The following is a 21,895-nucleotide window of genomic DNA, read 5'->3' on the forward strand; positions in this document are numbered from 1 at the left end:
CATGCAAGGAAAAAAACAGCCCGGGCGAGCACGCTCGCCCGGCGTCGCGATTACTGCCCGAGCTTGGCTTTCACGGCTTCCAGCCCTGGTTTACCGTCAATGGTGGTGACGCCAGCGAGCCAGGTATCGAGGACCTGTGGGTTGTTCTTCAGCCACGCTTTGGCAGCCGCGTCCGGTTTGATCTTGTCGTCCAGAACGTTACCCATGAGGGTACTTTCCATGTTCAGGGTGAACGACAGGTTCTTCAGCAACTGGCCAACGTTGCTGCACTCCTGGCTGTAGCCCTTGCGAGTGTTGGTGTAGATGGTGGCCTGGCCATAGTTGGGACCAAAGAACTCGTCCCCGCCGGTCAGGTACTTCATCTTGAATCGGGTGTTCATCGGGTGCGGTTCCCAGCCCAGGAACACCACGTCGGTGTTGCGGCGCGAGGCGCGCTCAACCTGGGACAGCATGCCGGCTTCGCTGGATTCGACGACCTTGAAACCAGCGTCCTTGAGACCGAAGGCGTTCTTGTCGATCATGCTCTGGATCATGCGGTTGCCGTCGTTACCCGGCTCGATCCCGTAGATCTTGCCGTCCAGTTCCTTCTTGAACTTGGCGATGTCGGCGAAATCCTTCAGACCTTTTTCGTACAGTGCCTCTGGCACCGCGAGGGTGTACTTGGCGTTTTCCAGGTTGGCGCGCACGGTCTCCACGGTGCCGGCCTCGCGGTACGGCTTGATGTCGTTTTCCATGGTCGGCATCCAGTTGCCGAGGAAGATGTCCATGTTCTTGCCGTCGGCCAGCGACTTGTAGGTCACGGGCACGGAGATCATGGTGGTCTTGGTCTTGTAGCCCAGGGCGTCGAGGATGACGCTGGTGGTGGCGGTCGTCACGGTGATGTCGGTCCAGCCAACATCGGAGAAGTTTACGGTGCTGCATTGAGCCGGTTCTGCGGCTTGAGCCAGCACCGGCAGACTCAGCATGGCGGCCAACAACAACGACGGGGAACCTTTCATAGGTGGACTCCTTGGTGTTTTTTTTGGCGGTGTTCCGACCGGACACCGCACTTATAAGTGTTGCGGTTGGTGGCGCCTGGCGACTGCTCTGCCCCGGTGCCTCGCAATCGAGTCGTAACCGATCATGTACCAGTGAAAATCTGACGCCTACAGGGTGCGTCGTATCCAGTACAGGGAGGGTCGCATCCAGTGTCAGCGAGGTCGTTTACAGCTTTATTCGGACCTTTTCAGCGCTCTGCACCGCAAAAAATACGCCGTAATGTGTCGTCTGCGGCCAGCGGCGTTAGTGGGCATGGTTACGTCGGTGTGAGACGTCGAACGACCTCGCAAAAGCCTGATGATGCGGCCAGTCAACGGATTGCTGCTTGAGCGTAGCAGCTCCGTCGCCAGGCGCTTTGACGCCTGGAATCCGCTCATCGAGGAGTCCCGTACGTCATGGCTATCAGTGTTTTCGACCTGTTCAAAATCGGCATCGGCCCCTCCAGCTCACACACCGTCGGCCCCATGCGCGCAGCCGCGTTGTTCGTCGAGTCGCTGCGGGAAAAGTGCCTGCTGGAGCAGGTACGACGCATTGAGGTGCAGTTGTATGGTTCGTTGTCGGCCACGGGTATCGGCCATGGCAGCGACAATGCGGTGATCATGGGCTTGATGGGGGAATGGCCGGATGCGATCGATCCGTCGTTAATCGGCATCCGTATCGAGATCCTGCGTGAAACCCAGACCTTGCTGCTCGATGGGCGCTTGCCGGTGCCCTTCGTCTGGTCGCGGGATATGCGCCTGATCGACGAAAACCTGCCATTCCATCCCAACGCCATGTCGCTGGTGGCCGAAGGTGAGGCGGGCGAGCTGCACCGCGATACCTACTATTCGGTCGGTGGCGGTTTTGTGGTGGATGAGGCCCAGGCGTCGAGTGGCGTGGTGGACCTGGATCGCACCGTGCTGCCCTACGACTTTTCCAGCGCGGTGGAGTTGCTTGCGCTGTGTCAGAAACACAACCTGCGGGTCGCCGAATTGATGATGGCGAACGAGAAAGTCTGGCGTTCGGAAGAAGAAATCCGCAGCGGCCTGATGAAGCTCTGGCGCGCCATGCAGGATTGCGTCGAGCAGGGCCTCAAGCACGAAGGCATCCTGCCGGGTGGCCTGAACGTGCGCCGGCGCGCCGCCAAGTTGCATCGCAGCCTGCAAGAGCTGGGCAAGCCCAATGTGATCGGCTCGACCTTGAGCGCCATGGAGTGGGTTAACCTGTTTGCCCTGGCGGTCAACGAAGAAAATGCTGCCGGTGGGCGCATGGTCACGGCGCCGACCAACGGCGCGGCGGGGATCATCCCGGCAGTGCTGCATTACTTCATGAAGTTCAGCGAGGCAGTGACCGACGCCAATGTGGTCGATTACTTTCTCGGTGCCGCGGCCGTGGGCATCCTGTGCAAGAAGAACGCGTCGATTTCCGGCGCCGAGGTCGGCTGCCAGGGCGAGGTCGGTTCTGCCTGCGCCATGGCCGCGGCCGGGCTGGCGGAGATTCTCGGGGCCACGCCGGAACAATTGTGCAACGCGGCGGAAATCGGCCTGGAACATAACCTGGGGCTGACGTGCGACCCGGTCGGCGGCCTGGTCCAAGTGCCCTGCATCGAGCGCAACGCAATTGCCGCGGTGAAGGCGATCAACGCGGCGCAGATGGCCTTGCGCGGCGATGGCCAGCACTTCATTTCCCTGGATCGGGTGATCCGCACCATGCGTGACACCGGAGCCGACATGCATGACAAATACAAAGAGACTTCGCGCGGTGGCTTGGCGGTGAGCGCGGTGGAGTGCTGATACCGAGTCGCCTTGATCGCGGCCCCACGAACCTGTAGCAGCCAAGCTTGCTCGCGACAACGCCAGACCAGTCAAAACTGCGCACTAAATGAACACCCACACCGCGACGCGCCACCTTTTGGCGCGTCGCTCTCAGATAAGCCCACGACTTCCGCCAAGGGATCCAATCCGGCCCGGACCGTCTGTCAGCCGTGCCTGCGGTGACACTCTTCACCGATGCCTGTAGCCCTGTTCCCACAAGTGCTACCGATTTGCTCACAGCCTGCGGGACAGGGCACTTGCCAGCCCGATAATCCTTACTCGCCCAGTGGGCTCTATAGACATATATAGACACACGGCGACGTCGTTTTCAGGAGTTATTGAATAGCCATTCAACTTTAGGCATGGCAATTGCTCTGTCATTACAAAGCCCGTCTCCCGCGCGAGAACGATGGCCATAACAAGAGCCTCCGCCTGAGGCCATCACCCGCTTTGTGTGAGGAGATACCGCGATGACGTCGTTCAACTCCGGGGCTCAACCCCAGAACCGTGCGCCTCAATCCATCGGCTTTTTGCTGCTGGACAATTTCACGCTGATTTCTCTGGCCTCCGCAGTCGAACCCCTGCGCATGGCCAACCAGTTGTCCGGTCGCGAGCTGTATCGCTGGACGACCCTCACCGTCGACGGCGGCCAGGTCTGGGCCAGTGATGGCCTGCAGATCACCCCCGACGCCTCCATGCACAAAGCGCCGCCACTGGACACCATCATCGTCTGTGGCGGTATCGGCATCCAGCGTACGGTGACCCGCGAACACGTGTCATGGCTGCAAAGCCAGGCCCGTCAATCGCGCCGTCTCGGCGCCGTGTGCACCGGCAGCTGGGCGCTGGCCTGCGCAGGGTTGCTGGACGGCTTTGATTGCAGCGTGCACTGGGAATGCCTGGCTGCGATGCAGGAAGCCTTCCCGCGCGTGGCCATGAGCACCCGCTTGTTCACCCTCGACCGCAACCGCTTCACCAGCTCTGGCGGCACCGCGCCGCTGGACATGATGCTGCACCTGATCAGCCGCGATCACGGCCGCGAATTGTCGGCGGCGATTTCGGAAATGTTTGTCTACGAGCGCATTCGTAACGAACAGGATCACCAGCGCGTGCCACTCAAGCACATGTTGGGCACCAACCAGCCGAAACTGCAGGAAATCGTCGCGCTGATGGAAGCCAACCTGGAAGAGCCGATCGACCTTGATGAACTGGCGGTCTACGTCGCTGTGTCGCGTCGGCAACTGGAGCGGCTGTTCCAGAAATACCTGCACTGCTCACCGTCACGCTATTACCTCAAGCTGCGCCTGATCCGCGCCCGGCAGTTGCTCAAGCAAACGCCGATGTCGATCATCGAGGTGGCTTCGGTCTGCGGTTTTGTCTCCACGCCGCACTTCTCCAAGTGCTACCGCGAATACTTCGGCATTCCACCGCGTGACGAACGTGTTGGCTCCAACAACTCCCAGCAAGTGGCGATGATGCCGATTCCGCAGGCACTGGTGCTGGCGCCGTTGTCCGGGCCGATGTCGGCGTTGAGCCAGGCGCGTAATGAGTCGACGTTTGCTAGCGTAAGGCTTTAAACCGAGTCGCCTTTATTCGCGGGCAAGCCCGCTCCCACATTGATTTGTGAACGAAACAGATCCAGTGTGGGAGCGGGCTTGCCCGCGAAGGCGTTTTATCAGGCGCTGCGGCTTTGCTGATACGCCGTCAATGCCGGCAACAGCTGCTTGTCGATGGCCTGGCGCACGGCCGGCAGGATGGTTGCGCTGCTGGTGTACATCTGCTTGATCATGGTCCGCAGGGTATTGGCCCGCTCATCGTTCAAGCCGCGCACCGCACACTCGCACGCCTGCTCGGCGGTGGAGCCGCTCGGTACTTGAAACCCCAATGACTTCAGTTGGCCCAGCAGGTCTTCCTGGTCTATCAAATCGGCGTGCATCATGACGCAATCCTTCTTCAGGGAACGGTGTCGTGATTCGATTCTGGTGGGGGCTTGGGGTGTGGGCAAGGGCGAATTGTCGTGATGGCCGCAATACCTATGAACAGGTCGTTTTCGGCTAACTCACCCTGTCCGGGACTGGGCACACTGATCCCAGCTCGCTACACGAAGGTTTGGTCACCCTCGCGCATCGGCTCCTCAACAGTACCTTGGGCCCCGATCCAGTCACGGCTGGATCGGGGCTTTTTTTGCCGGTGAATCCGGGGGTATGAAGTCTTTGGGCTGGCCTCATCGCGAGCAAGCTCGCTCCCCACAAGGGCCTGCAAAACGAGCTTGCTCGCGATAAATGCTAGCGCTGCAACACCAGAATCCGTGACAACAATTCATCGCGGTCCACATAACAACCCTGGAAGTGCCGGGCCCCGCTGGTGGGGTCGAAGGCGTTGCGGGCGTGCAGGGTCCGGCGGTTGTCGAAGCACCAGAGTTCGCCGGGCTGCAGGCGCTGGATCAGACGGAAGCGGGGCTCGCGGGTCATGGCGATAAAGCGCCGATAGGCCCGATAGAGGTCGGGCATCTGTTCGACCGAAGCATCGAACGGACCGCGCAGGAAATTCGCCATGCGGATCTCCGCCACTTGTCCGAATGCATCGAGGGCAATGATCGGTGCCTGGCAGCGGTAGTCGCTGTGGCGGTCCTTGTTGCGAAACTCCACCGGGATTTCACACAGCGCACGAAAAGCCTCGGGGTCCTCCTGGCGCAAAGCGTGGGCGATGGCAAAACCATCGACAAAAATACTCTCGCCCCCCTGCGCTTCGTTGACCAGGCAGTGCAGAAATTGCAGCCCCGGTTGCAACTCCCGTGTCGGCAGGTCGCTATGCAGCGGCAGGTTGAAGGCGGTGTAGGCGTTGCTGTCGGCGTCGGCGCGCGATTGCACGTTGAACAGCACGCCAAAATTGCTCTCGCGAATGAATGAAATCCGCTTGGCGATCGATGTCAGTGAGCCCGGCTCGGTGGGTAGGCCACGCACCTGGCTCAGGCCGATATCGCGCAGTGCCAGCAGCCATTGCAGCAGGGCCTGGGAGTCTTCCATCAGCGCCTGGTACTCGAACACCGGCAGCTGCAACTGGCTGTCCCACAGTTGGCTTTGCGGTTTTGCGGCGAGGCGCTCGGCGCGGGAAGCATCGTCATAGGCGTGGGCGCGCAACCAGCCGGGGTCGAAGCGGCTGACATGGCCGTCCTGCCAGTCGATGTGCAGGCAGCCATCGCTGTCCACCCGGGTGCTGCGGGGGAGCAGGTTTTCAGGGACGTCGACGATCTCCAGTACCTGCTCGCGGGTCACGCTGTAGACGCATTCGGCGCAGGGGCAATTATCCCGTAGCCAGGGATGGTGGAAGGGGCTCGTCCGGCCATCAGCCCACTGCACTGAAACGCGATCCGCCAGGGTTTGCACGGCGGTCAACGCGCTGATCATTGGGTAACGGCGAAAGTCGGCAATGGGGGCGGCGGTGTTCATGGGCGCTCCTTTTTATTGTGATTATTTTTCTGGCGGCAGGGCGATCACCCGGCCGATATAGGCGGGAGTGGGCAGGTCTGATTGCAGCGCGGTCATGGCCAGCAGCTTGTTCGTCACCTGCTCGCTGAATGGCGCCGAACGCGGGCCGGCAAGGTCGACGTGGAGCAGCATCTGCTCGTTACCCGCCAGTTCCTGCGCCTCTCCCACCCGGTGCAAGCTGTGATAGAGGTGCAGGCGCTTGCGGTCGTGGCCGATGATCTGCGTGCGCACTTCGACGTCGCTGCCGAGCTTCACTTCGTGCAGGTAATTGAGGTGCAGTTCGAGGGTGAACAGCGAGTTACCGGTGGCCTCGCGGTTGTTGCTGTCCATGCCCAACTGGTCCATCAGCGCGTCGGTGGCATAGCTGAAGATCAGCAGGTAAAAGGCATCGCGCAGATGGCCGTTGTAGTCGACCCAGTCAGGGATGATGGTGGTTTGGTAGGTGGTGAGGGTGGGCATGCTTCAGGTTCCGATAGGGGTGGTGACGGGACTGGCGCTTTCGCGGGCAAGCGGAACGCCGCCCGACCCGCTCCCACATGGGCAGTGAAAACCTGTGGGAGCGGGCTTGCCCGCGAAAGCGCCAGAACAGCCGATACATTAGTCGCTGAAGCTCATCCCGTGCTTTTGCTTGGTATTTTTCACCGCGTCCAGTACGGCCAACAGGCAGTCATCACGATAGCGCTCCAGCGCCGCAATGCTGTGGTTGCCCAGCTGTTCGCGGGTGCCGTCCACCACATCATCTATCAGTTTTTCGGTCAACTGCGGTGCGGGCAGGTAGGTCCACGGCAGTTGCAGGGCCGGACCGAACTGCGCCATGAAGTGGCGCATCCCGGCATCGCCCCCGGCCAGGGTATAAGTCAGGAAAGTACCCATGAACGACCAGCGCAGGCCTGCACCAAAGCGGATCGCGTCGTCGATCTCGCCGGTGGTGGCCACGCCATCGTTGACCAGGTGCAACGCCTCGCGCCACAAGGCCTCGAGCAAGCGGTCGGCGATGAATCCCGGCACTTCCTTGCGCACGTGCAAGGGGCGCATGCCCAGGGACTCATAGACCTGCATGGCCGCCTGTACCGCCTCGGGCGCGGTGTGCTTGCCGCCGACCACTTCCACCAGCGGCAACAGGTACACCGGGTTGAACGGGTGGCCGACCACGCAGCGTTCCGGGTGGGTCGAGCCCTCGTAGAACTCGCTGGGCAACAGGCCCGAGGTGCTGGAACCGATCAGTGCATCGGGCTTGGCCGCGGCGCTGATCTTGCTGTGCAGTTCAAGTTTCAGTTCAAGGCGTTCCGGGGCGCTTTCCTGGATGAAGTCGGCGTCCTTCACGCAGGCCTCGATGGTGTCGACAAAACGCAGCCGATCCTGTGAGGCACCGGGTGCCAGGCCTTGTTTTTCCAGGGCGCCCCAAGCGTTGGCGACACGCTTGCGCAGCGCCGCCTCGGCCCCGGGCGCTGGGTCCCAGGCCACTACATCCAGACCATGGGCGAGGGCGCGGGACACCCAGCCGCTGCCGATGACACCACTGCCTAACGCGGCGAAGGTTTTGATTTCGGTGATAAAGCTCATGGCGATTTCCTGAAAGTTACCGGCGATCCCTGTGGGAGCGGGCTTGCCCGCGAAAGCGATGGATCACCACTGAAGAGGTTTTGGATGCTCCGGCCTCTTCGCGGGCAAGCCCGCTCCCACAGGTGTTAGAAGTAGGTTGGGTTTAGCCGCGCTGGACCAGGCCCATTTTCTTGCGCCCTTCGGCCGGGGTCAGGACGCGGGCGCCGAGGCGGCTGAGGATTTCGCCGGCGCGCTCGACCAGTTGGCCGTTGGTCGCTAGCACGCCTTTGTCCAGCCAGATGTTGTCCTCCAGCCCGACCCGCACGTTGCCGCCCAGCAGCACCGCCTGGGCGGCCATCGGCATCTGCATGCGACCGATGCCAAAGCCGGCCCACACGGCATTGGCCGGCAGGTTGTCGACCATGGCTTTCATGGTGGTGGTGTCGGCCGGCGCACCCCACGGAATGCCCAGGCACAGCTGGAACAGCGGATCGTCAAGCAAGCCTTCCTTGATCAGCTGTTTGGCGAACCACAGGTGGCCGGTGTCGAAGATTTCCAGCTCGGCCTTGACCCCCAGCTCCTGGATCCGTTTAGCCCCGGCCCGCAGTTGCGCCGGCGTGGAGACGTAGATGGTGTCGCCGTCACCGAAGTTGAGGGTGCCGCAATCCAGGGTGCAGATTTCCGGCAGCAGGGCTTCGACGTGAGCCAGGCGGGTCAGCGGACCGACCAGGTCGGTATTGGGGCCGAATTCCATGGGGTTCTCGCCGGCGCCGATTTCCAGGTCGCCACCCATGCCGGCGGTGAGGTTGACGATGATGTCGACATCCGCTTCGCGAATGCGCTCCATCAACTCGCGGTACAGCGCCACGTCACGGCTGAACTTGCCGGTCTGCGGGTCGCGCACATGGCAGTGGACCACCGTGGCCCCAGCCTTGGCGGCTTCCACCGCGGCGGCGGCAATCTGTTTCGGAGTGACCGGCACGTGGGGGCTCTTGGCGGTCGTGTCGCCAGCACCGGTCAGTGCGCAGGTGATGATGACGTCGTGGTTCATGGGGCAGTTTCCTTCAGGCCGGTTTTGTGGGGCATAGGGAGCCCGTTCGCAGCCACGCTCGGCTGCGAAACGGTGATTGAGTCGGGGTTTACTTGCTGGTCAGTTGCAGGTTTTCGGCCGCCGGCTTGCCGTCGAAAGTGGTCACGCCTTCCAGCCAGCGTTGCTGGTCTTGCGGGTGATCCTTGAGCCACTGTCTGGCCGACTCGAACGCGTCCTTGTGGTCGAGTAACGGTTGCATCATTCGGCTCTCATCTGCGGCGGTGAACGTCAGGTTGCTGAGCAAGCGGCTGACGTTCGGGCACTGGCTGGCGTAATTGGGGGCGGTCACGGTCCAGACGGTGGCCGAGCCTTCGTTCGGACCCAGGGCGTCCTGGCTGCCGGTCAGGTAAGTCATCTGAACGTTGACGTTCATCGGGTGCGGCGCCCAGCCGAAGAACACCACGGCTTCCTTGCGCCGTACGGCACGATCCACCGCCGCGAGCATGCCGGCCTCGCTGGACTCGACCAGTTGGAATTTGCCCAGGCCGAACTGGTTCTTGGCAATCATCGCCTTGATCTGGGTGTTGGCACCCGAACCGGGCTCGATGCCATAAATCTTGCCACCCAGCTCTTTTTCGAACCTGGCGATGTCGGCGAAGCTTTTCAGGCCCTTGTCGGCCAGGTAAGTCGGCACCGCCAGGGTCGCGCGGGCGTCCTTGAGGCTGGGCTCAGCCAGGACTGTGACCTGCTTGGCCTCGACGAACGGGGTGATGGTCTGGGTCATCAGTGGGTTCCAGTAGCCGAGGAACAGATCCAGGCGCTGGTCGCGGATGCCGGCGAAGATGATCTGTTGCGAGGCGCTGGTCTGTTTGGTCTTGTAGCCGAGGCCGTCGAGCAGGACCTGGGTCATGGCGCTGGTAGCGATCACGTCGGTCCAGTTGACCACGCCCATGCGCACGTTCTGGCATGCAGCGGGGTCGGCGGCCATGGCGCTGGCGCTCAGCAATGCGCTACCACTGAGTGCAAGAACACAGCTGCTGATCAGTCGTTTCATCTCAGGTTCCTCGGCAGTTCGTTATTGTGGGTCCGGTCGTCTTTGTGCGCCGGTGATGCCAAGTTACGCAGCTCAAGGCCGATGAAAGCGCACCACGGCGACCAGCTCTTGCACTGCAGCGACCTGTGCTCTTGAATGCCTGTGGCAAGTGGCGTATCAACGTCCCCACGCTACCCGTCAACCGAGTGCGCCCCATGTCCCAGGATTTCTACTTCTTGTTGATGCCGGGTTTCTCGGCGATTGGATTTATCTCGGCGATCGAGCCGCTGCGGGTCGCCAATCGTTTTCGCGGCGAGTTGTATCGCTGGCACGTGCTCAGCGTCGACGGTGGGCCGGTGTTGGCCAGCAACGGCATGTCACTCAACGCCGACGCGGCGCTGGAGCCATTGAAGAGAGGCGCGACGTTATTGGTGGTCGCCGGCTTCGAACCGCTGAAGTTCGTCGACCCGGCACTGGAGCACTGGTTGCACCGTCTCGATCACGAGGGCGTCACCCTCGGCGGGATCGATACCGGCAGTGTTGTCCTGGCCCAAGCGGGTCTGCTGGACGGCCATCGGGTGACCCTGCACTGGGAAGCCATCGAGGCGTTCAAGGAGACTTATCCACAGCTGAGCGTGACCCAGGAACTGTTCGAAATCGACCGTCGCCGCATCACCTCGGCCGGCGGCACCGCGTCCATCGATTTGATGCTGGACTTGATCGCCCAGGCCCACGGTCCAGAGCTGGCGATCGAGGTCAGCGAGCAGTTCGTGCTGGGGCGCATTCGCCCGCGCAAGGACCACCAGCGCATGCAGATCGCCACGCGCTACGGCATCAGCAACAAGAAGCTGGTGCAGGTGATTGGCGAAATGGAGCAGCACAGCGAGCCGCCCCTGAGCACCCTGGAGCTGGCGGAATCGATCAAAGTCACCCGCCGTCAGCTGGAGCGCCTGTTCCGCCTGCATCTCAACGATACGCCGAGCAATTTCTACCTGGGCCTGCGCCTGGAAAAAGCCCGGCAACTGCTGCGCCAGACTGACATGAGCGTGTTGGAGGTGAGCATCGCCTGCGGCTTTGAATCGCCGTCGTACTTTACCCGCAGTTATCGGACACGCTTTGCGCGGTGCCCGCGCGAGGATCGACGTACCGCCAAGGCATGATCGAGGGGGCAGTGCGGGGCTTTACTTCTTCAACAACGCCGAACATGCCGTCTTGTAGGCCTCATGCTGATATTTGTTGAGGGTGGCCGGCAGGGCGAAGTCGTGTTTCTTGGATTGCGCATTGATGGTCTGGGGTGACAGCAGGGTCACTTCGCAGCTGTCGAGCAGCTGGAATATGCCTTCGATCTTGAAGGTGGTCGGGCCGCCGGCGAATTCGCCTTTCTTGCTGCGCTTCTTGATCGCGATGCGGTCGATCGAGTTCTCGCGGACGAACGAAGCGACTTGTGCGGCGAACAGTTTGACGTTGGCGGCGTCGTCGTCATCGTCCAGGGCGATTTTCTTGGTGGCAAGGGCGACGTGGCTGAGCGCCTGGCCGTCGAGGGAGGCGAGGGCGATGATCGCTTCGCTGCCTTTGATTTCGATGCCGCAGAGTTTCATGAAGGTCGCCTTTTTCAATAGTCGTTGAGGGGTGTGGCTTAGTCACTGCGCCAGTGATTCGAGGAACTCCGAGCGCTCGTCACTCTTGTTCGCCAGGCAGTCGTTCTGGTCGATGAGGTAGGCCTTGCTGCCCACGGCGGCAGGGAATGGCGCGATTGTGCAATCGGCGTCCCTGGATTTGACCCAGAGCTGTTCGGCGACCTGCAGTTTGCTGGTGATGTCTGCCAGTTGGCTCTTGTTGTTCGCGTATTCGGCCCTGAACCGCTCCAGCAAACCCTGGTAGTTGTCCTTGAGCAGTTGTTCGGCGGTGGTCTTGTTGTACGCCGAGCATTCCAGGGTCTGGACGTCGTTTTCGACCGCATCGCAAGGGTTGTTGTCAGCGTCTTCAGCTGCCTGTACCCCGGTCGCGATCAGTGCCAATGCGAAGAAGATCGATTTCATTGAGCTGTCGTCCCAATTCCGTGAAGCATCCAGTGATGCGGCGGATTCTGGCCCAAGCGCGGGGTAAAGAACAGACGGGCAAACCGACGGCTATGTAACCCTTTGTCGTGGATTGACGCTTTCGGCAAACCCCCTGTCGTTTTTGCACCCGGCTGCCCAGGCACCGAGGCATATGCTGACCCAAAGCGCCGGCAGACGATTCGGCGCATGAATCACCAATAAGGGGACAGCCTGATGAGCCCAGCCGAACTGCACGCCGACAGCATCGTTATCGACGGGCTGATCATTGCCAAGTGGAACCGTGAGCTGTTTGAAGACATGCGCAAGGGTGGCCTGACTGCGGCCAACTGCACCGTGTCGGTGTGGGAAGGGTTCCAGGCGACCATCAACAACATCGCCGCCAGCCAGAAACTGATCCGCGAGAACGCTGACCTGGTGATGCCGGTGCGCACCACCGCCGACATCCGCAAGGCCAAGGAGCTGGGCAAGACCGGGATCCTCTTCGGCTTCCAGAATGCCCATGCCTTCGAAGACCAGATCGGCTATGTCGAGGTGTTCAAGCAGCTTGGCGTTGGCATCGTGCAGATGTGCTACAACACCCAGAATCTGGTCGGCACCGGCTGCTACGAGCGTGACGGCGGCCTGTCGGGTTTCGGCCGGGAAATCGTCGCCGAGATGAACCGCGTCGGCGTGATGTGCGACCTCTCCCACGTTGGCTCCAAGACCTCGGAAGAAGTCATCCTCGAATCGAAAAAGCCGGTCTGCTACTCCCACTGCCTGCCGTCGGGCCTCAAGGAGCATCCGCGCAACAAGTCCGATGAAGAGCTCAAGTTCATTGCCGACCACGGCGGTTTTGTCGGCGTGACCATGTTCGCGCCGTTCCTGGCCAAGGGCATCGATTCGACCATCGAGGACTACGCCGAAGCCATCGAATACACCATGAATATCGTCGGCGAAGACGCCATCGGTATCGGTACCGACTTCACCCAGGGCCATGGCCAGGATTTCTTCGAATACCTGACCCACGACAAGGGCTACGCCCGCCGCCTGACCAGCTTCGGCAAGATCATCAATCCGCTGGGTATCCGCACCGTGGGCGAGTTCCCGAACCTTACCGAAACCCTGCTCAAGCGCGGCCATCCTGAGCGCGTGGTGCGCAAGATCATGGGCGAGAACTGGGTCAACGTTCTCAAAGACGTCTGGGGCGAGTGAATAACTCTGGAGCCTACTCCGCTCGCCGATAGCTGCGTCAGGTCCTCGCGCCAAGCTCGCCGTACGTCCCGTACTGTCTCGCTTGTCGCTCCGGTCCTTCCTTGCTCTCGACGTGCTCGCTACGGCTCCAAAGTCATTCACACAGCTTGTTTATAAGAGCAAAGCAAAAGCTTTGCTAAGCACTGACCACGAATTTTCTGGAGTTTAGTTTCCATGGCCAAGATCGCCCCGCAATTGCCAATCGAAGTCGACAGCGAGACCGGTGTCTGGACTTCCGACGCCCTGCCGATGCTGTATGTACCGCGTCACTTCTTCGTCAACAACCACATGGGCATCGAGGAAGTGCTGGGCGCCGATGCCTATGCCGAGATCCTCTACAAGGCCGGCTACAAGTCCGCCTGGCACTGGTGCGAGAAGGAAGCTGAGTGCCACGGCCTGGAAGGCGTCGCGGTGTTCGAGCACTACATGAAGCGCCTGTCGCAGCGCGGCTGGGGCCTGTTCAAGATCCAGGACATCGACCTCGACAAAGGCACCGCCAGCGTCAAGCTCGAACATTCGGCGTTTGTCTATGTGTACGGCAAGGTTGGACGCAAGGTCGACTACATGTTCACCGGCTGGTTCGCCGGCGCCATGGACCAGATCCTGCAGGCGCGCGGCAGCAAGATCCGCACCGTCGCCGAACAGGTATACGGTGGCTCGGAAGAAGGCCACGACGACGGCTTGTTCACCGTCAAGCCGTTGTAAGTCGAGGATCCTGCCATGGCTTTCGAAGCAATGTTCCAGCCGATCCAGATCGGCAAACTGACCATCCGCAACCGTGTGCTCAGTACCGCACACGCCGAGGTGTATGCCACTGACGGCGGCATGACCACCGATCGGTACGTCAAGTATTACGAAGAGAAAGCCAAGGGCGGGATCGGCCTGGCGATTTGCGGCGGTTCCTCGGTGGTGGCCATCGACAGCCCGCAGGAATGGTGGAGCTCGGTCAACCTGTCCACCGACCGCATCATTCCGCACTTCCAGAACCTGGCCGACGCCATGCACAAGCATGGCGCCAAGATCATGATCCAGATTACCCACATGGGCCGCCGCTCGCGTTGGGACGGTTTTAACTGGCCGACCCTGATGTCGCCATCGGGCATCCGTGAACCGGTGCACCGCGCCACCTGCAAGACCATCGAGCCGGAAGAAATCTGGCGGGTCATCGGCAACTATGCCCAGGCCGCGCGTCGGGCCAAGGCCGGTGGCCTGGACGGCGTCGAACTGTCGGCCGTGCACCAGCACATGATCGACCAGTTCTGGAGCCCGCGGGTCAACAAGCGTACTGACGAGTGGGGCGGCACCTTCGAAGGCCGCATGAAGTTTGGCCTGGAAGTGCTCAAGGCGGTGCGTGCCGAGGTCGGTGACGACTTCTGTGTCGGCATCCGCCTGTGCGGCGACGAGTTCCATCCGGACGGTCTGTCCCACGAAGACATGAAGCAGATCGCCAAGTACTACGACGACACCGGCATGCTCGACTTCATCGGAGTGGTCGGCTCGGGGTGCGACACCCACAACACCCTGGCCAACGTCATTCCGAACATGAGTTATCCACCGGAGCCGTTCCTGCACCTGGCAGCCGGGATCAAGGAAGTGGTCAAGGTTCCGGTGCTGCACGCACAGAACATCAAGGACCCGAACCAGGCCACGCGGATTCTGGAAGGCGGCTACGTCGACATGGTCGGCATGACCCGCGCCCATATCGCCGACCCGCACCTGATCGCCAAGATCAAGATGGGCCAGATCGACCAGATCAAGCAATGCGTCGGCGCCAACTACTGTATCGACCGGCAGTACCAGGGCCTGGACGTGTTGTGCATCCAGAACGCCGCGACGTCCCGCGAGTACATGGGCGTGCCGCACATCATCGAAAAATCCACCGGCGTGAAACGCAAGGTGGTGGTGGTCGGTGCCGGCCCAGCCGGGATGGAAGCTGCGCGCGTAGCGGCGGAACGTGGTCATGACGTGACCCTGTTCGAGAAGAAGGAATTCATCGGCGGGCAGATCACCACTGCCTCCAAAGCCCCGCAACGGGACCAGATCGCCGGTATCACCCGCTGGTTCCAGCTGGAACTGGCACGCCTGAAAGTCGACCTGCGCCTGGGCGTGGCTGCCGATGCCGCGACCATTCTCGACCTGCGTCCGGACGTGGTGGTGCTGGCAGTGGGCGGGCATCCGTTCCTGGAGCAGAACGAACACTGGGGCGCTGCAGAAGGCCTGGTGGTCAGCAGCTGGGACGTACTCGACGGCAAGGTGGCGCCCGGCAAGAACGTGCTGGTCTACGACACCATCTGTGAGTTCACCGGGATGTCGGTGGCCGACTTCCTGGCCGACAAAGGTTGCCAGGTCGAGATCGTCACCGACGACATCAAGCCCGGCGTGGCCGTCGGCGGTACGTCGTTCCCGACTTACTACCGCAGCATGTACCCCAAGGAAGTGATCATGACCGGCGACATGATGCTGGAAAAGGTCTACCGCGAAGGCGACAAGCTGATTGCCGTGCTGGAGAACGAATACACCGGCGCCAAGGAGGAGCGGGTGGTCGACCAGGTGGTGGTGGAAAACGGCGTGCGCCCGGATGAAGAAATCTATTACGCGCTGAAGGAAGGTTCGCGCAACAAGGGCCAGATGGACGTTGAAGCCCTGTTCGCGATCAAGCCCCAGCCTTCGTTGAGCCAACCAGGCGACGGCTACCTGCTGTTCCGCATTGGCGACTGCGTGGCCCAGCGCAACACGCATGCTGCGATCTATGACGCCCTGCGGCTGTGCAAGGATTTCTGATACGACACCAAACCAATGTGGGAGCGGGCTTGCCCGCGATGACGGCAGCACATTCAACACCAATGTTGACTGACCTATCGCTATCGCGGGCAAGCCCGCTCCCACAGGAGTCGGGTCAGGTATCCAGATCGTTAAGACCCTGAGGTCTTTGGGAGCAACACCCATGTTGAACACAATTCTTCCCATCCTGCTGTTCGCTGCCCTGGGCCTGGCGGTTCTGGGCGCGTTGCGGCGGGTGGCTATGTGGCGTCGCGGCCGAGCTTCGAAAGTCGACCTGATCGGCGGCCTGCTGGCCATGCCCAAGCGCTACATGGTCGACCTGCACCACGTGGTGGCGCGTGACAAATACATCGCCAACACCCACGTCGCCACGGCCGGCGGCGCAGTGGCGTCCGCGGTGCTGGCGATCCTGGTCCACGGATTTGGCCTGCATAACCGCTTCCTGGGGTACGCGCTGCTGTTGATGACGGCAGTGATGTTCGTCGGTGCGATCTTCGTTTATCTACGTCGGCGCAACCCGCCGGCCCGGCTGTCCAAAGGCCCGTGGATGCGTTTGCCGAAAAGCCTGCTGGCGTTCTCGGCGTCGTTCTTCCTGGTGACCCTGCCGGTGGCCGGTATCCTGCCGGAACACTTCGGTGGCTGGCTGTTGGCGGTCATCCTCGGTATCGGCGTGCTGTGGGGCGTGTCTGAGCTGTTCTTCGGCATGACCTGGGGCGGGCCGATGAAACACGCCTTCGCCGGTGCTTTGCACCTGGCCTGGCACCGCCGCGCCGAACGCTTTGGTGGCGGCCGTTCCACCGGTTTGAAACCGCTGGATTTGAACGATCTGTCGGCGCCGCTGGGCGTGGAAAAACCCAAGGATTTCACCTGGAATCAATTGCTCGGCTTCGACGCCTGTGTGCAGTGCGGCAAGTGCGAAGCCGCGTGCCCGGCCTTCGCCGCCGGCCAGCCGTTGAATCCGAAAAAGCTGATTCAGGACATGGTGGTCGGCCTGGCCGGAGGCACCGATGCCAAGTTCGCCGGTAGCCCGTATCCAGGCAAACCGATTGGCCAACACGCGGGTAATCCGCATCAGCCGATCGTCAACGGCCTGGTTGACGCCGAAACCCTATGGTCGTGCACCACCTGTCGCGCCTGTGTCGAGGAGTGCCCGATGATGATCGAGCACGTCGATGCGATCGTCGACATGCGCCGCCATCTGACCCTGGAAAAAGGTGCGACCCCGAACAAGGGCGCCGAGGTCCTGGAGAACTTGATCGCCACCGACAACCCGGGCGGCTTCGCCCCGGGTGGGCGGATGAACTGGGCGGCGGACTTGAACCTCAATCTGCTCAGCGAAAAGAAATCCACTGACGTGCTGTTCTGGGTCGGCGACGGGGCGTTTGACATGCGCAACCAACGCACCCTGCGCGCGTTCGTCAAAGTGCTGAAAGCGGCGAAAATCGACTTTGCCGTGCTCGGCCTTGAAGAGCGCGACAGTGGTGACGTGGCTCGACGCCTGGGCGATGAAGCGACCTTCCAGTTGTTGGCCAAACGCAACATCCAGACCCTGGCCAAGTACAGCTTCAACCGCATCGTCACTTGCGATCCGCACAGCTTCCACGTGCTGAAAAACGAATACGGCGCGTTCGATGGCAACTACCTGGTGCAGCACCACAGTACCTACATGGCGCAAATCATCGGCGCCGGCGCGCTGAATCTCGGCCAGCACAAGGGCGACAGCGTGACCTATCACGACCCGTGCTACCTCGGTCGCTACAACGGCGAATACGAGGCGCCGCGTGAAGTGCTGCGCGCCCTCGGTATCGAAGTCAAAGAGATGCAACGCTCCGGCTTCCGCTCGCGCTGCTGTGGCGGCGGCGGCGGCGCGCCGATCACTGACATTCCGGGCAAGCAGCGGATTCCCGACATGCGCATGGAAGACATCCGCGAAACAGGCGCCGAACTGGTGGCCGTGGGCTGCCCGCAGTGCACGGCGATGCTGGAAGGGGTGGTCGAGCCGCGACCTTTGATCAAGGATATTGCCGAACTGGTGGCCGATGCGTTGCTTGAAGACCAAGCGCCGAGCAAGCCGATCACGCCGGCTCAACGTAAACCTGCGCAGGTGCACTGATGAGCGACATAATCCGCCGCGACCCCCGTGCCGAATGGATCGCCCGCAACCGCCTGCACCCGCTGCACGCGGCCATGCAGCCGGCGCAACACAGCTGGATGGGGCCTAACGGCGTCATCCGCAAGAACCCCCATGGCATCGGCTTCATCGGCCCCAACGGGATCAAGCGCATTGACCGTAGCGGCGCCCAGCAGGGCGGCGCGACCAAGCGTACTGCCGCCGTGGAAGTGCAATTGCCGCTGCATCAGGTAGTGGTCCCTGCGTTCTACATCAGCGTGGTGCCCGACATGGTCGGCGGCCGCTTGAGCAGCCATGACCGCGACTTGCTGGGCCTGGCTCATCAATTGGCCGGCAACGACGGTGCCGTCCTGGCCGTGGTCTTCGGCGAACACAAAGAGAGCGCCTTCGCTACGGCTGGCGTCGATCGCCTGCTGGTACTCGAGGGGGACGAGTTCAACGGTTATGCACCGGAACAACGGGTCCAGGGCCTGCGGGCTGTGGATAACCAATTCAGCCCACGTCACTGGTTGCTGCCGGACAGTCGTACCGGTGGCGGTGAACTGGGTCGACGCTTTGCCGCCGCCCTGGGCGAACGCCCGGCCACACGGGTCTGGCAGGTCAAGGATCAGCAATGCATCGGCCGCGCCGGTGCCGGGTTGCAAGACCTGGCACGACCGCTCGCACGCTTGATTCTGGGCGCCGTCGAATGTGCAGAACCGGTCAGCGAAACCCGCCACGAAGCCTTGCCGGTGGAGTTATCCACAACCGTGGCTCGCAGTCTTTCGCGTATTGAAGATCTGGGGGCGGTGGCAGTGGACCCGGCAGCGATTCCAATGGCCGAAGCCGAGTTCATTTTCTCGGGCGGCAACGGGGTCAAGGATTGGCCGTTGTTCCACCAGACCGCCGCTGCGCTGGGTGCCACCGAAGGCGCCTCGCGGGTGGCGGTGGACGACGGCTTCATGGCCCGCGACCGTCAAGTCGGGGCGTCCGGCACCTGGGTCACCGCGCGGGTCTACGTGGCGGTGGGGATTTCCGGGGCGATCCAGCACCTGCAAGGCATCGGTGCCTGCGACAAGGTGGTGGCGATCAACCTGGACCCCGGATGCGACATGATCAAGCGGGCCGACCTGTCGGTGATCGGTGAGAGCGCCGAGATTCTTCACGCCTTGATCGCGGCGGTAGAGGCTTACCGCAACGGTGCCAAGCGCGATGCGGCTTAAGGGAAGGAAAGGGTCATGAGCACGAAAATCATCAGCCTGGTGTCGATTGGCGCCCACCCGACTTCCGGTCGGCCACGTCGCGCGGAGCAGGATGCGCGGGCGGTCGAACTCGGTCTGCAACTGGCGGGGGACGGCCTGCAAGTGCTACATGCCGGCGACGTCGCCGAGCCTGCGTTGCGCGCCTATCTGGGCATGGGCCTGGAACAGTTGCATGTGCTGGAACACCCGGCGGGCGCCGATGCGTTACCGGCCTTGACCGACTATTTGCGCGGCGCAGGTGCCCAGGTGGTGCTGACCGGCAGCCAGGCGGAAACCGGTGAAGGCTCGGGCATGTTGCCGTTCCTGCTGGCCGAAAGCCTCGGCTGGCCGCTGGTGGTGGGGCTGGCGCAGGTCGAGTCCATCGACGGTGGTTCAGCCCTGGTGCTGCAAGCGTTGCCCCGCGGTCAGCGGCGGCGCTTGAAAGTCCGCTTGCCGTTTCTGGCAACGGTGGATAACGCCGCGCCCAAGCCTCGGCAAAGTGCGTTCGGCCCGGCTCGACGTGGAGTATTGCAGCCTGAAGACGTTGAAGTGCTCGACGACGAACTGCTCGCCGTCGCCACGCTGCAAGCGGCCAAGTCACGGCCTAAACGCCTGAAAGTGATCAAGGCCAAAAGCGGTGCCGACCGGATGAAGGCGGCCACGGCCAAGGCCAGTGGCGGCGGTGGCCAGGTGCTCAAGGGCGTGTCTGCCCAGGAAGGCGCCGAGGCGATCCTCAAGCTGCTGATTGAAGAGGGCGTTGTTCGCTAGTCCTGAGGGCGCCCTAGCAGAACTGCTAGTGTTGCATTGCACGCGCTTTTGTTAGGTTGATGAGCATGGAGTAAGCCCCCCCCGCAGCAGCACTGTGGGGCGTCTGGATCGATGCGAGGCCACCTGATGCCCACCGCCGGAAACGCCCCCTGTCCTGCCCATCCGCCAGCAACCACGCGCACCCTGTTGCTGGCGACCGATCTGCAACAATCGATCCTCGCCGAACTGGACCGCAGCGGTCCGAACCTTCGCGCTTACACCGCCTATGGCTCGCCCAGTAGCCTGCGCCCGACGAGCACGGGCCTGGGTTTCAATGGGCAACTTGGTGAACATCCCACTGGTTGGCATCACCTGGGCAATGGTCATCGGGTCTATAACCCGGTGTTGATGCGCTTTCATAGCCCGGATCGGTTGAGTCCGTTTGGTGCGGGGGGCGTCAATGCCTATGCGTACTGCGGTGGCTCACCCGTGACTCGGGTCGACCCCTCTGGAGCGTGGTGGGTGTCTACTTTGGTACAAGGTATAGGGACTTTGTTAGGTGGGATTTTTGCAGGAGCAGCGGTTAATCGGGTGGCACATGCAGTTGTACACCGGTTACCACAATCTTTGGGGGCACGACTGGGTAACGTCGCGGGCTTTTACGGCGGAGTTTCAGCTGTTGTAGTCCGCCCGTTGGGAGTTCCTGCTGCGATAACCCAAGCGGTACCCAGGTTAATGCAAGGCGTTTCAGTTGTGGGCAATGGTGTCAGCCAGACTCTGACGGGTGGCGGTGCGCTCGCCCTGAACCGCGATATGCTTCAAAAAACCCTGAATACTGCCCGCCAAACGGGTCAACCCCTTTCGCGTATAGCGATAGAAACAGCTAAGGAGGTCACTGGGTACAACTTGATTCGTGGGCAACCCTTAGGTCAGGTTTCCCATAGGGCCGCAGACGTTCCTTTGGAGAGCGTTACGGTGATCGCTAGTGCCGTAAGAACTCAAGGGCAAAATCCCACATAGATGACCACTAATTCCATCTGATCAGAGTCTGCTAAGTAATTACCCACAATCCCTGTTAGCGCTTCTGTGGATAACATGTTTACCCATCGCTACACCCCCTGCACAGCAAGCCCTGCAAGCCTTTGTACGAAAAACAACCAGTGCTAGTGGTTGTTTTTTCGAGCTTTTTTCATTGGGCGAGGCGATCCCTTGTTCAAGACTTGCCCCCAATCTCTGTTGGCGTTTCTGTGGATAAGATGTTTGCTGTCGGCTGTAAGCCATACAGATCAATGCTTTCAAGGATTTGATCAATAAATAGCCAAATGCCGTTCTTTACCCTTCGAAAGCTACTCAAACCCGCGAAATATGCAGCTTGGGCGGGGTTTTCCACAAGGAATGAAGACGACGCACAAGTTGCCCCCAAACTCTGTTGGCGCTTCTGTGGATAAGGTGTTTGCGGTCCGCTAAGAGCCATGCAGGCCGTGGCTTTTAGGCTTTCGATCAAAAAACAACCAATCACCGACGAAAACCACTCATTTGGATAAGTCACGGATTTTCTTCAGTTTCTGTGGAGAAGTCCCTCAGCATTTCCACAGTTGTCCCCATTTGCTGTGGGTGGAGCTGTGGGTAACTTGTTCACTGAAGGCTGGGAGGCGCGCGCAGCATAGCTCTGAACGCAATAGATCATATTTCGTACAGTTCTAAGGATGAGGGTGGCGTAGCGGAAGAAACTAGTGAAAGGGAGGGCCTCATCGCGGGCAAGCCCGCTCCCACAGTGATCTCTGTTGTTCACAAATAATGTGTTC

General features: G+C 61.3%; 20 protein-coding genes. 10 read left to right on the forward strand and 10 right to left on the reverse strand.

The features are described 5' to 3' along the window. Nucleotides 1–50: 50 nt before the first annotated feature. Complete coding sequence (locus tag ACIOVD_RS01035; protein WP_095164388.1) at nucleotides 51–998, reverse strand: choline ABC transporter substrate-binding protein; 948 nt, start codon at nucleotides 996–998, stop codon at nucleotides 51–53. Between the two features lie 435 nt (nucleotides 999–1,433). On the opposite strand from ACIOVD_RS01035, the gene ACIOVD_RS01040 reads away from it, so the two are divergent. Together ACIOVD_RS01040 and ACIOVD_RS01045 are read left to right on the forward strand one after the other, a co-directional pair. Beyond that, nucleotides 1,434–2,810, forward strand: coding sequence for an L-serine ammonia-lyase (locus ACIOVD_RS01040; RefSeq protein WP_095164386.1), 1,377 nt, complete (start codon nucleotides 1,434–1,436; stop codon nucleotides 2,808–2,810). Between the two features lie 491 nt (nucleotides 2,811–3,301). Further along, a complete protein-coding gene (locus ACIOVD_RS01045) occupies nucleotides 3,302–4,405 on the forward strand; it encodes a GlxA family transcriptional regulator (RefSeq protein ID WP_095164384.1) in 1,104 nt (367 codons plus the stop codon). A 98-nt stretch (nucleotides 4,406–4,503) separates the two neighbouring features. Here ACIOVD_RS01045 and ACIOVD_RS01050 read toward each other — a convergent pair whose 3' ends face one another. The 6 genes from ACIOVD_RS01050 to choX form a co-directional block, all read right to left on the reverse strand. Beyond that, a complete protein-coding gene (locus ACIOVD_RS01050; protein ID WP_159998327.1) occupies nucleotides 4,504–4,767 on the reverse strand; it encodes a hypothetical protein in 264 nt (87 codons plus the stop codon). Between the two features lie 346 nt (nucleotides 4,768–5,113). Continuing rightward, a complete protein-coding gene (locus ACIOVD_RS01055; RefSeq protein ID WP_401125590.1) occupies nucleotides 5,114–6,277 on the reverse strand; it encodes a gamma-butyrobetaine dioxygenase in 1,164 nt (387 codons plus the stop codon). A 21-nt stretch (nucleotides 6,278–6,298) separates the two neighbouring features. Beyond that, nucleotides 6,299–6,775: a thioesterase family protein gene (locus ACIOVD_RS01060; RefSeq protein WP_401125591.1), complete on the reverse strand. Its 477-nt coding sequence runs from the start codon at nucleotides 6,773–6,775 to the stop codon at nucleotides 6,299–6,301. 138 nt (nucleotides 6,776–6,913) lie between these two features. Continuing rightward, nucleotides 6,914–7,879, reverse strand: a complete 966-nt coding sequence (locus ACIOVD_RS01065) for an L-carnitine dehydrogenase (RefSeq protein WP_095164376.1) — start codon at nucleotides 7,877–7,879, stop codon at nucleotides 6,914–6,916. A 142-nt stretch (nucleotides 7,880–8,021) separates the two neighbouring features. After that, nucleotides 8,022–8,909, reverse strand: a complete 888-nt coding sequence (locus ACIOVD_RS01070; protein ID WP_159998321.1) for a 3-keto-5-aminohexanoate cleavage protein — start codon at nucleotides 8,907–8,909, stop codon at nucleotides 8,022–8,024. Between the two features lie 88 nt (nucleotides 8,910–8,997). Continuing rightward, complete coding sequence (choX, locus tag ACIOVD_RS01075; RefSeq protein ID WP_095164372.1) at nucleotides 8,998–9,942, reverse strand: choline ABC transporter substrate-binding protein; 945 nt, start codon at nucleotides 9,940–9,942, stop codon at nucleotides 8,998–9,000. Between the two features lie 194 nt (nucleotides 9,943–10,136). Here choX and ACIOVD_RS01080 point away from each other — a divergent pair, with 194 nt between their 5' ends. Continuing rightward, a complete protein-coding gene (locus ACIOVD_RS01080; protein WP_095164371.1) occupies nucleotides 10,137–11,081 on the forward strand; it encodes a GlxA family transcriptional regulator in 945 nt (314 codons plus the stop codon). Nucleotides 11,082–11,102: 21 nt separating this feature from the next. On the opposite strand, the gene ACIOVD_RS01085 is transcribed toward ACIOVD_RS01080, so the two are convergent. Both ACIOVD_RS01085 and ACIOVD_RS01090 read right to left on the reverse strand, forming a co-directional pair. Beyond that, complete coding sequence (locus ACIOVD_RS01085; protein WP_095164369.1) at nucleotides 11,103–11,519, reverse strand: DUF3010 family protein; 417 nt, start codon at nucleotides 11,517–11,519, stop codon at nucleotides 11,103–11,105. Between the two features lie 42 nt (nucleotides 11,520–11,561). Beyond that, nucleotides 11,562–11,960 carry a lysozyme inhibitor LprI family protein gene (locus ACIOVD_RS01090; protein ID WP_320333169.1) on the reverse strand — a complete coding sequence of 133 codons (399 nt, stop codon included), beginning with the start codon at nucleotides 11,958–11,960 and terminating at the stop codon, nucleotides 11,562–11,564. A gap of 234 nt (nucleotides 11,961–12,194) precedes the next feature. Here ACIOVD_RS01090 and ACIOVD_RS01095 point away from each other — a divergent pair, with 234 nt between their 5' ends. From ACIOVD_RS01095 to ACIOVD_RS01125, 7 genes are all read left to right on the forward strand, one after another. Further along, nucleotides 12,195–13,172 carry a dipeptidase gene (locus ACIOVD_RS01095; protein WP_159998315.1) on the forward strand — a complete coding sequence of 326 codons (978 nt, stop codon included), beginning with the start codon at nucleotides 12,195–12,197 and terminating at the stop codon, nucleotides 13,170–13,172. 213 nt (nucleotides 13,173–13,385) lie between these two features. After that, the gene (locus tag ACIOVD_RS01100) at nucleotides 13,386–13,916 is read left to right on the forward strand and encodes a DUF5943 domain-containing protein (RefSeq protein ID WP_008033249.1); all 531 of its coding nucleotides are present in this window, start codon (nucleotides 13,386–13,388) and stop codon (nucleotides 13,914–13,916) included. A gap of 15 nt (nucleotides 13,917–13,931) precedes the next feature. After that, entirely contained in the window at nucleotides 13,932–15,992 is a 2,061-nt protein-coding gene (gene dgcA, locus ACIOVD_RS01105; RefSeq protein WP_095164363.1) for a dimethylglycine demethylation protein DgcA, read from the forward strand. Nucleotides 15,993–16,155: 163 nt separating this feature from the next. Further along, nucleotides 16,156–18,105: a dimethylglycine demethylation protein DgcB gene (gene dgcB / locus ACIOVD_RS01110; protein ID WP_401125595.1), complete on the forward strand. Its 1,950-nt coding sequence runs from the start codon at nucleotides 16,156–16,158 to the stop codon at nucleotides 18,103–18,105. Continuing rightward, nucleotides 18,105–19,325, forward strand: coding sequence for an electron transfer flavoprotein subunit alpha/FixB family protein (locus ACIOVD_RS01115; protein WP_159998311.1), 1,221 nt, complete (start codon nucleotides 18,105–18,107; stop codon nucleotides 19,323–19,325). The genes dgcB and ACIOVD_RS01115 overlap by 1 nt, the downstream gene beginning before the upstream one ends. Before the next feature lie 15 nt (nucleotides 19,326–19,340). After that, nucleotides 19,341–20,111, forward strand: a complete 771-nt coding sequence (locus ACIOVD_RS01120; RefSeq protein WP_401125597.1) for an electron transfer flavoprotein subunit beta — start codon at nucleotides 19,341–19,343, stop codon at nucleotides 20,109–20,111. A gap of 126 nt (nucleotides 20,112–20,237) precedes the next feature. After that, on the forward strand, nucleotides 20,238–21,110 hold the full coding sequence (locus ACIOVD_RS01125) for an RHS repeat-associated core domain-containing protein (protein ID WP_401125599.1): 873 nt from the start codon (nucleotides 20,238–20,240) through the stop codon (nucleotides 21,108–21,110). A 193-nt stretch (nucleotides 21,111–21,303) separates the two neighbouring features. On the opposite strand, the gene ACIOVD_RS01130 is transcribed toward ACIOVD_RS01125, so the two are convergent. After that, nucleotides 21,304–21,639 carry a hypothetical protein gene (locus ACIOVD_RS01130; protein WP_143501085.1) on the reverse strand — a complete coding sequence of 112 codons (336 nt, stop codon included), beginning with the start codon at nucleotides 21,637–21,639 and terminating at the stop codon, nucleotides 21,304–21,306. Nucleotides 21,640–21,895 lie beyond the last annotated feature (256 nt).

Source organism: Pseudomonas sp. NPDC087626 (genome assembly GCF_044743405.1).
Taxonomy (GTDB): domain Bacteria; phylum Pseudomonadota; class Gammaproteobacteria; order Pseudomonadales; family Pseudomonadaceae; genus Aquipseudomonas.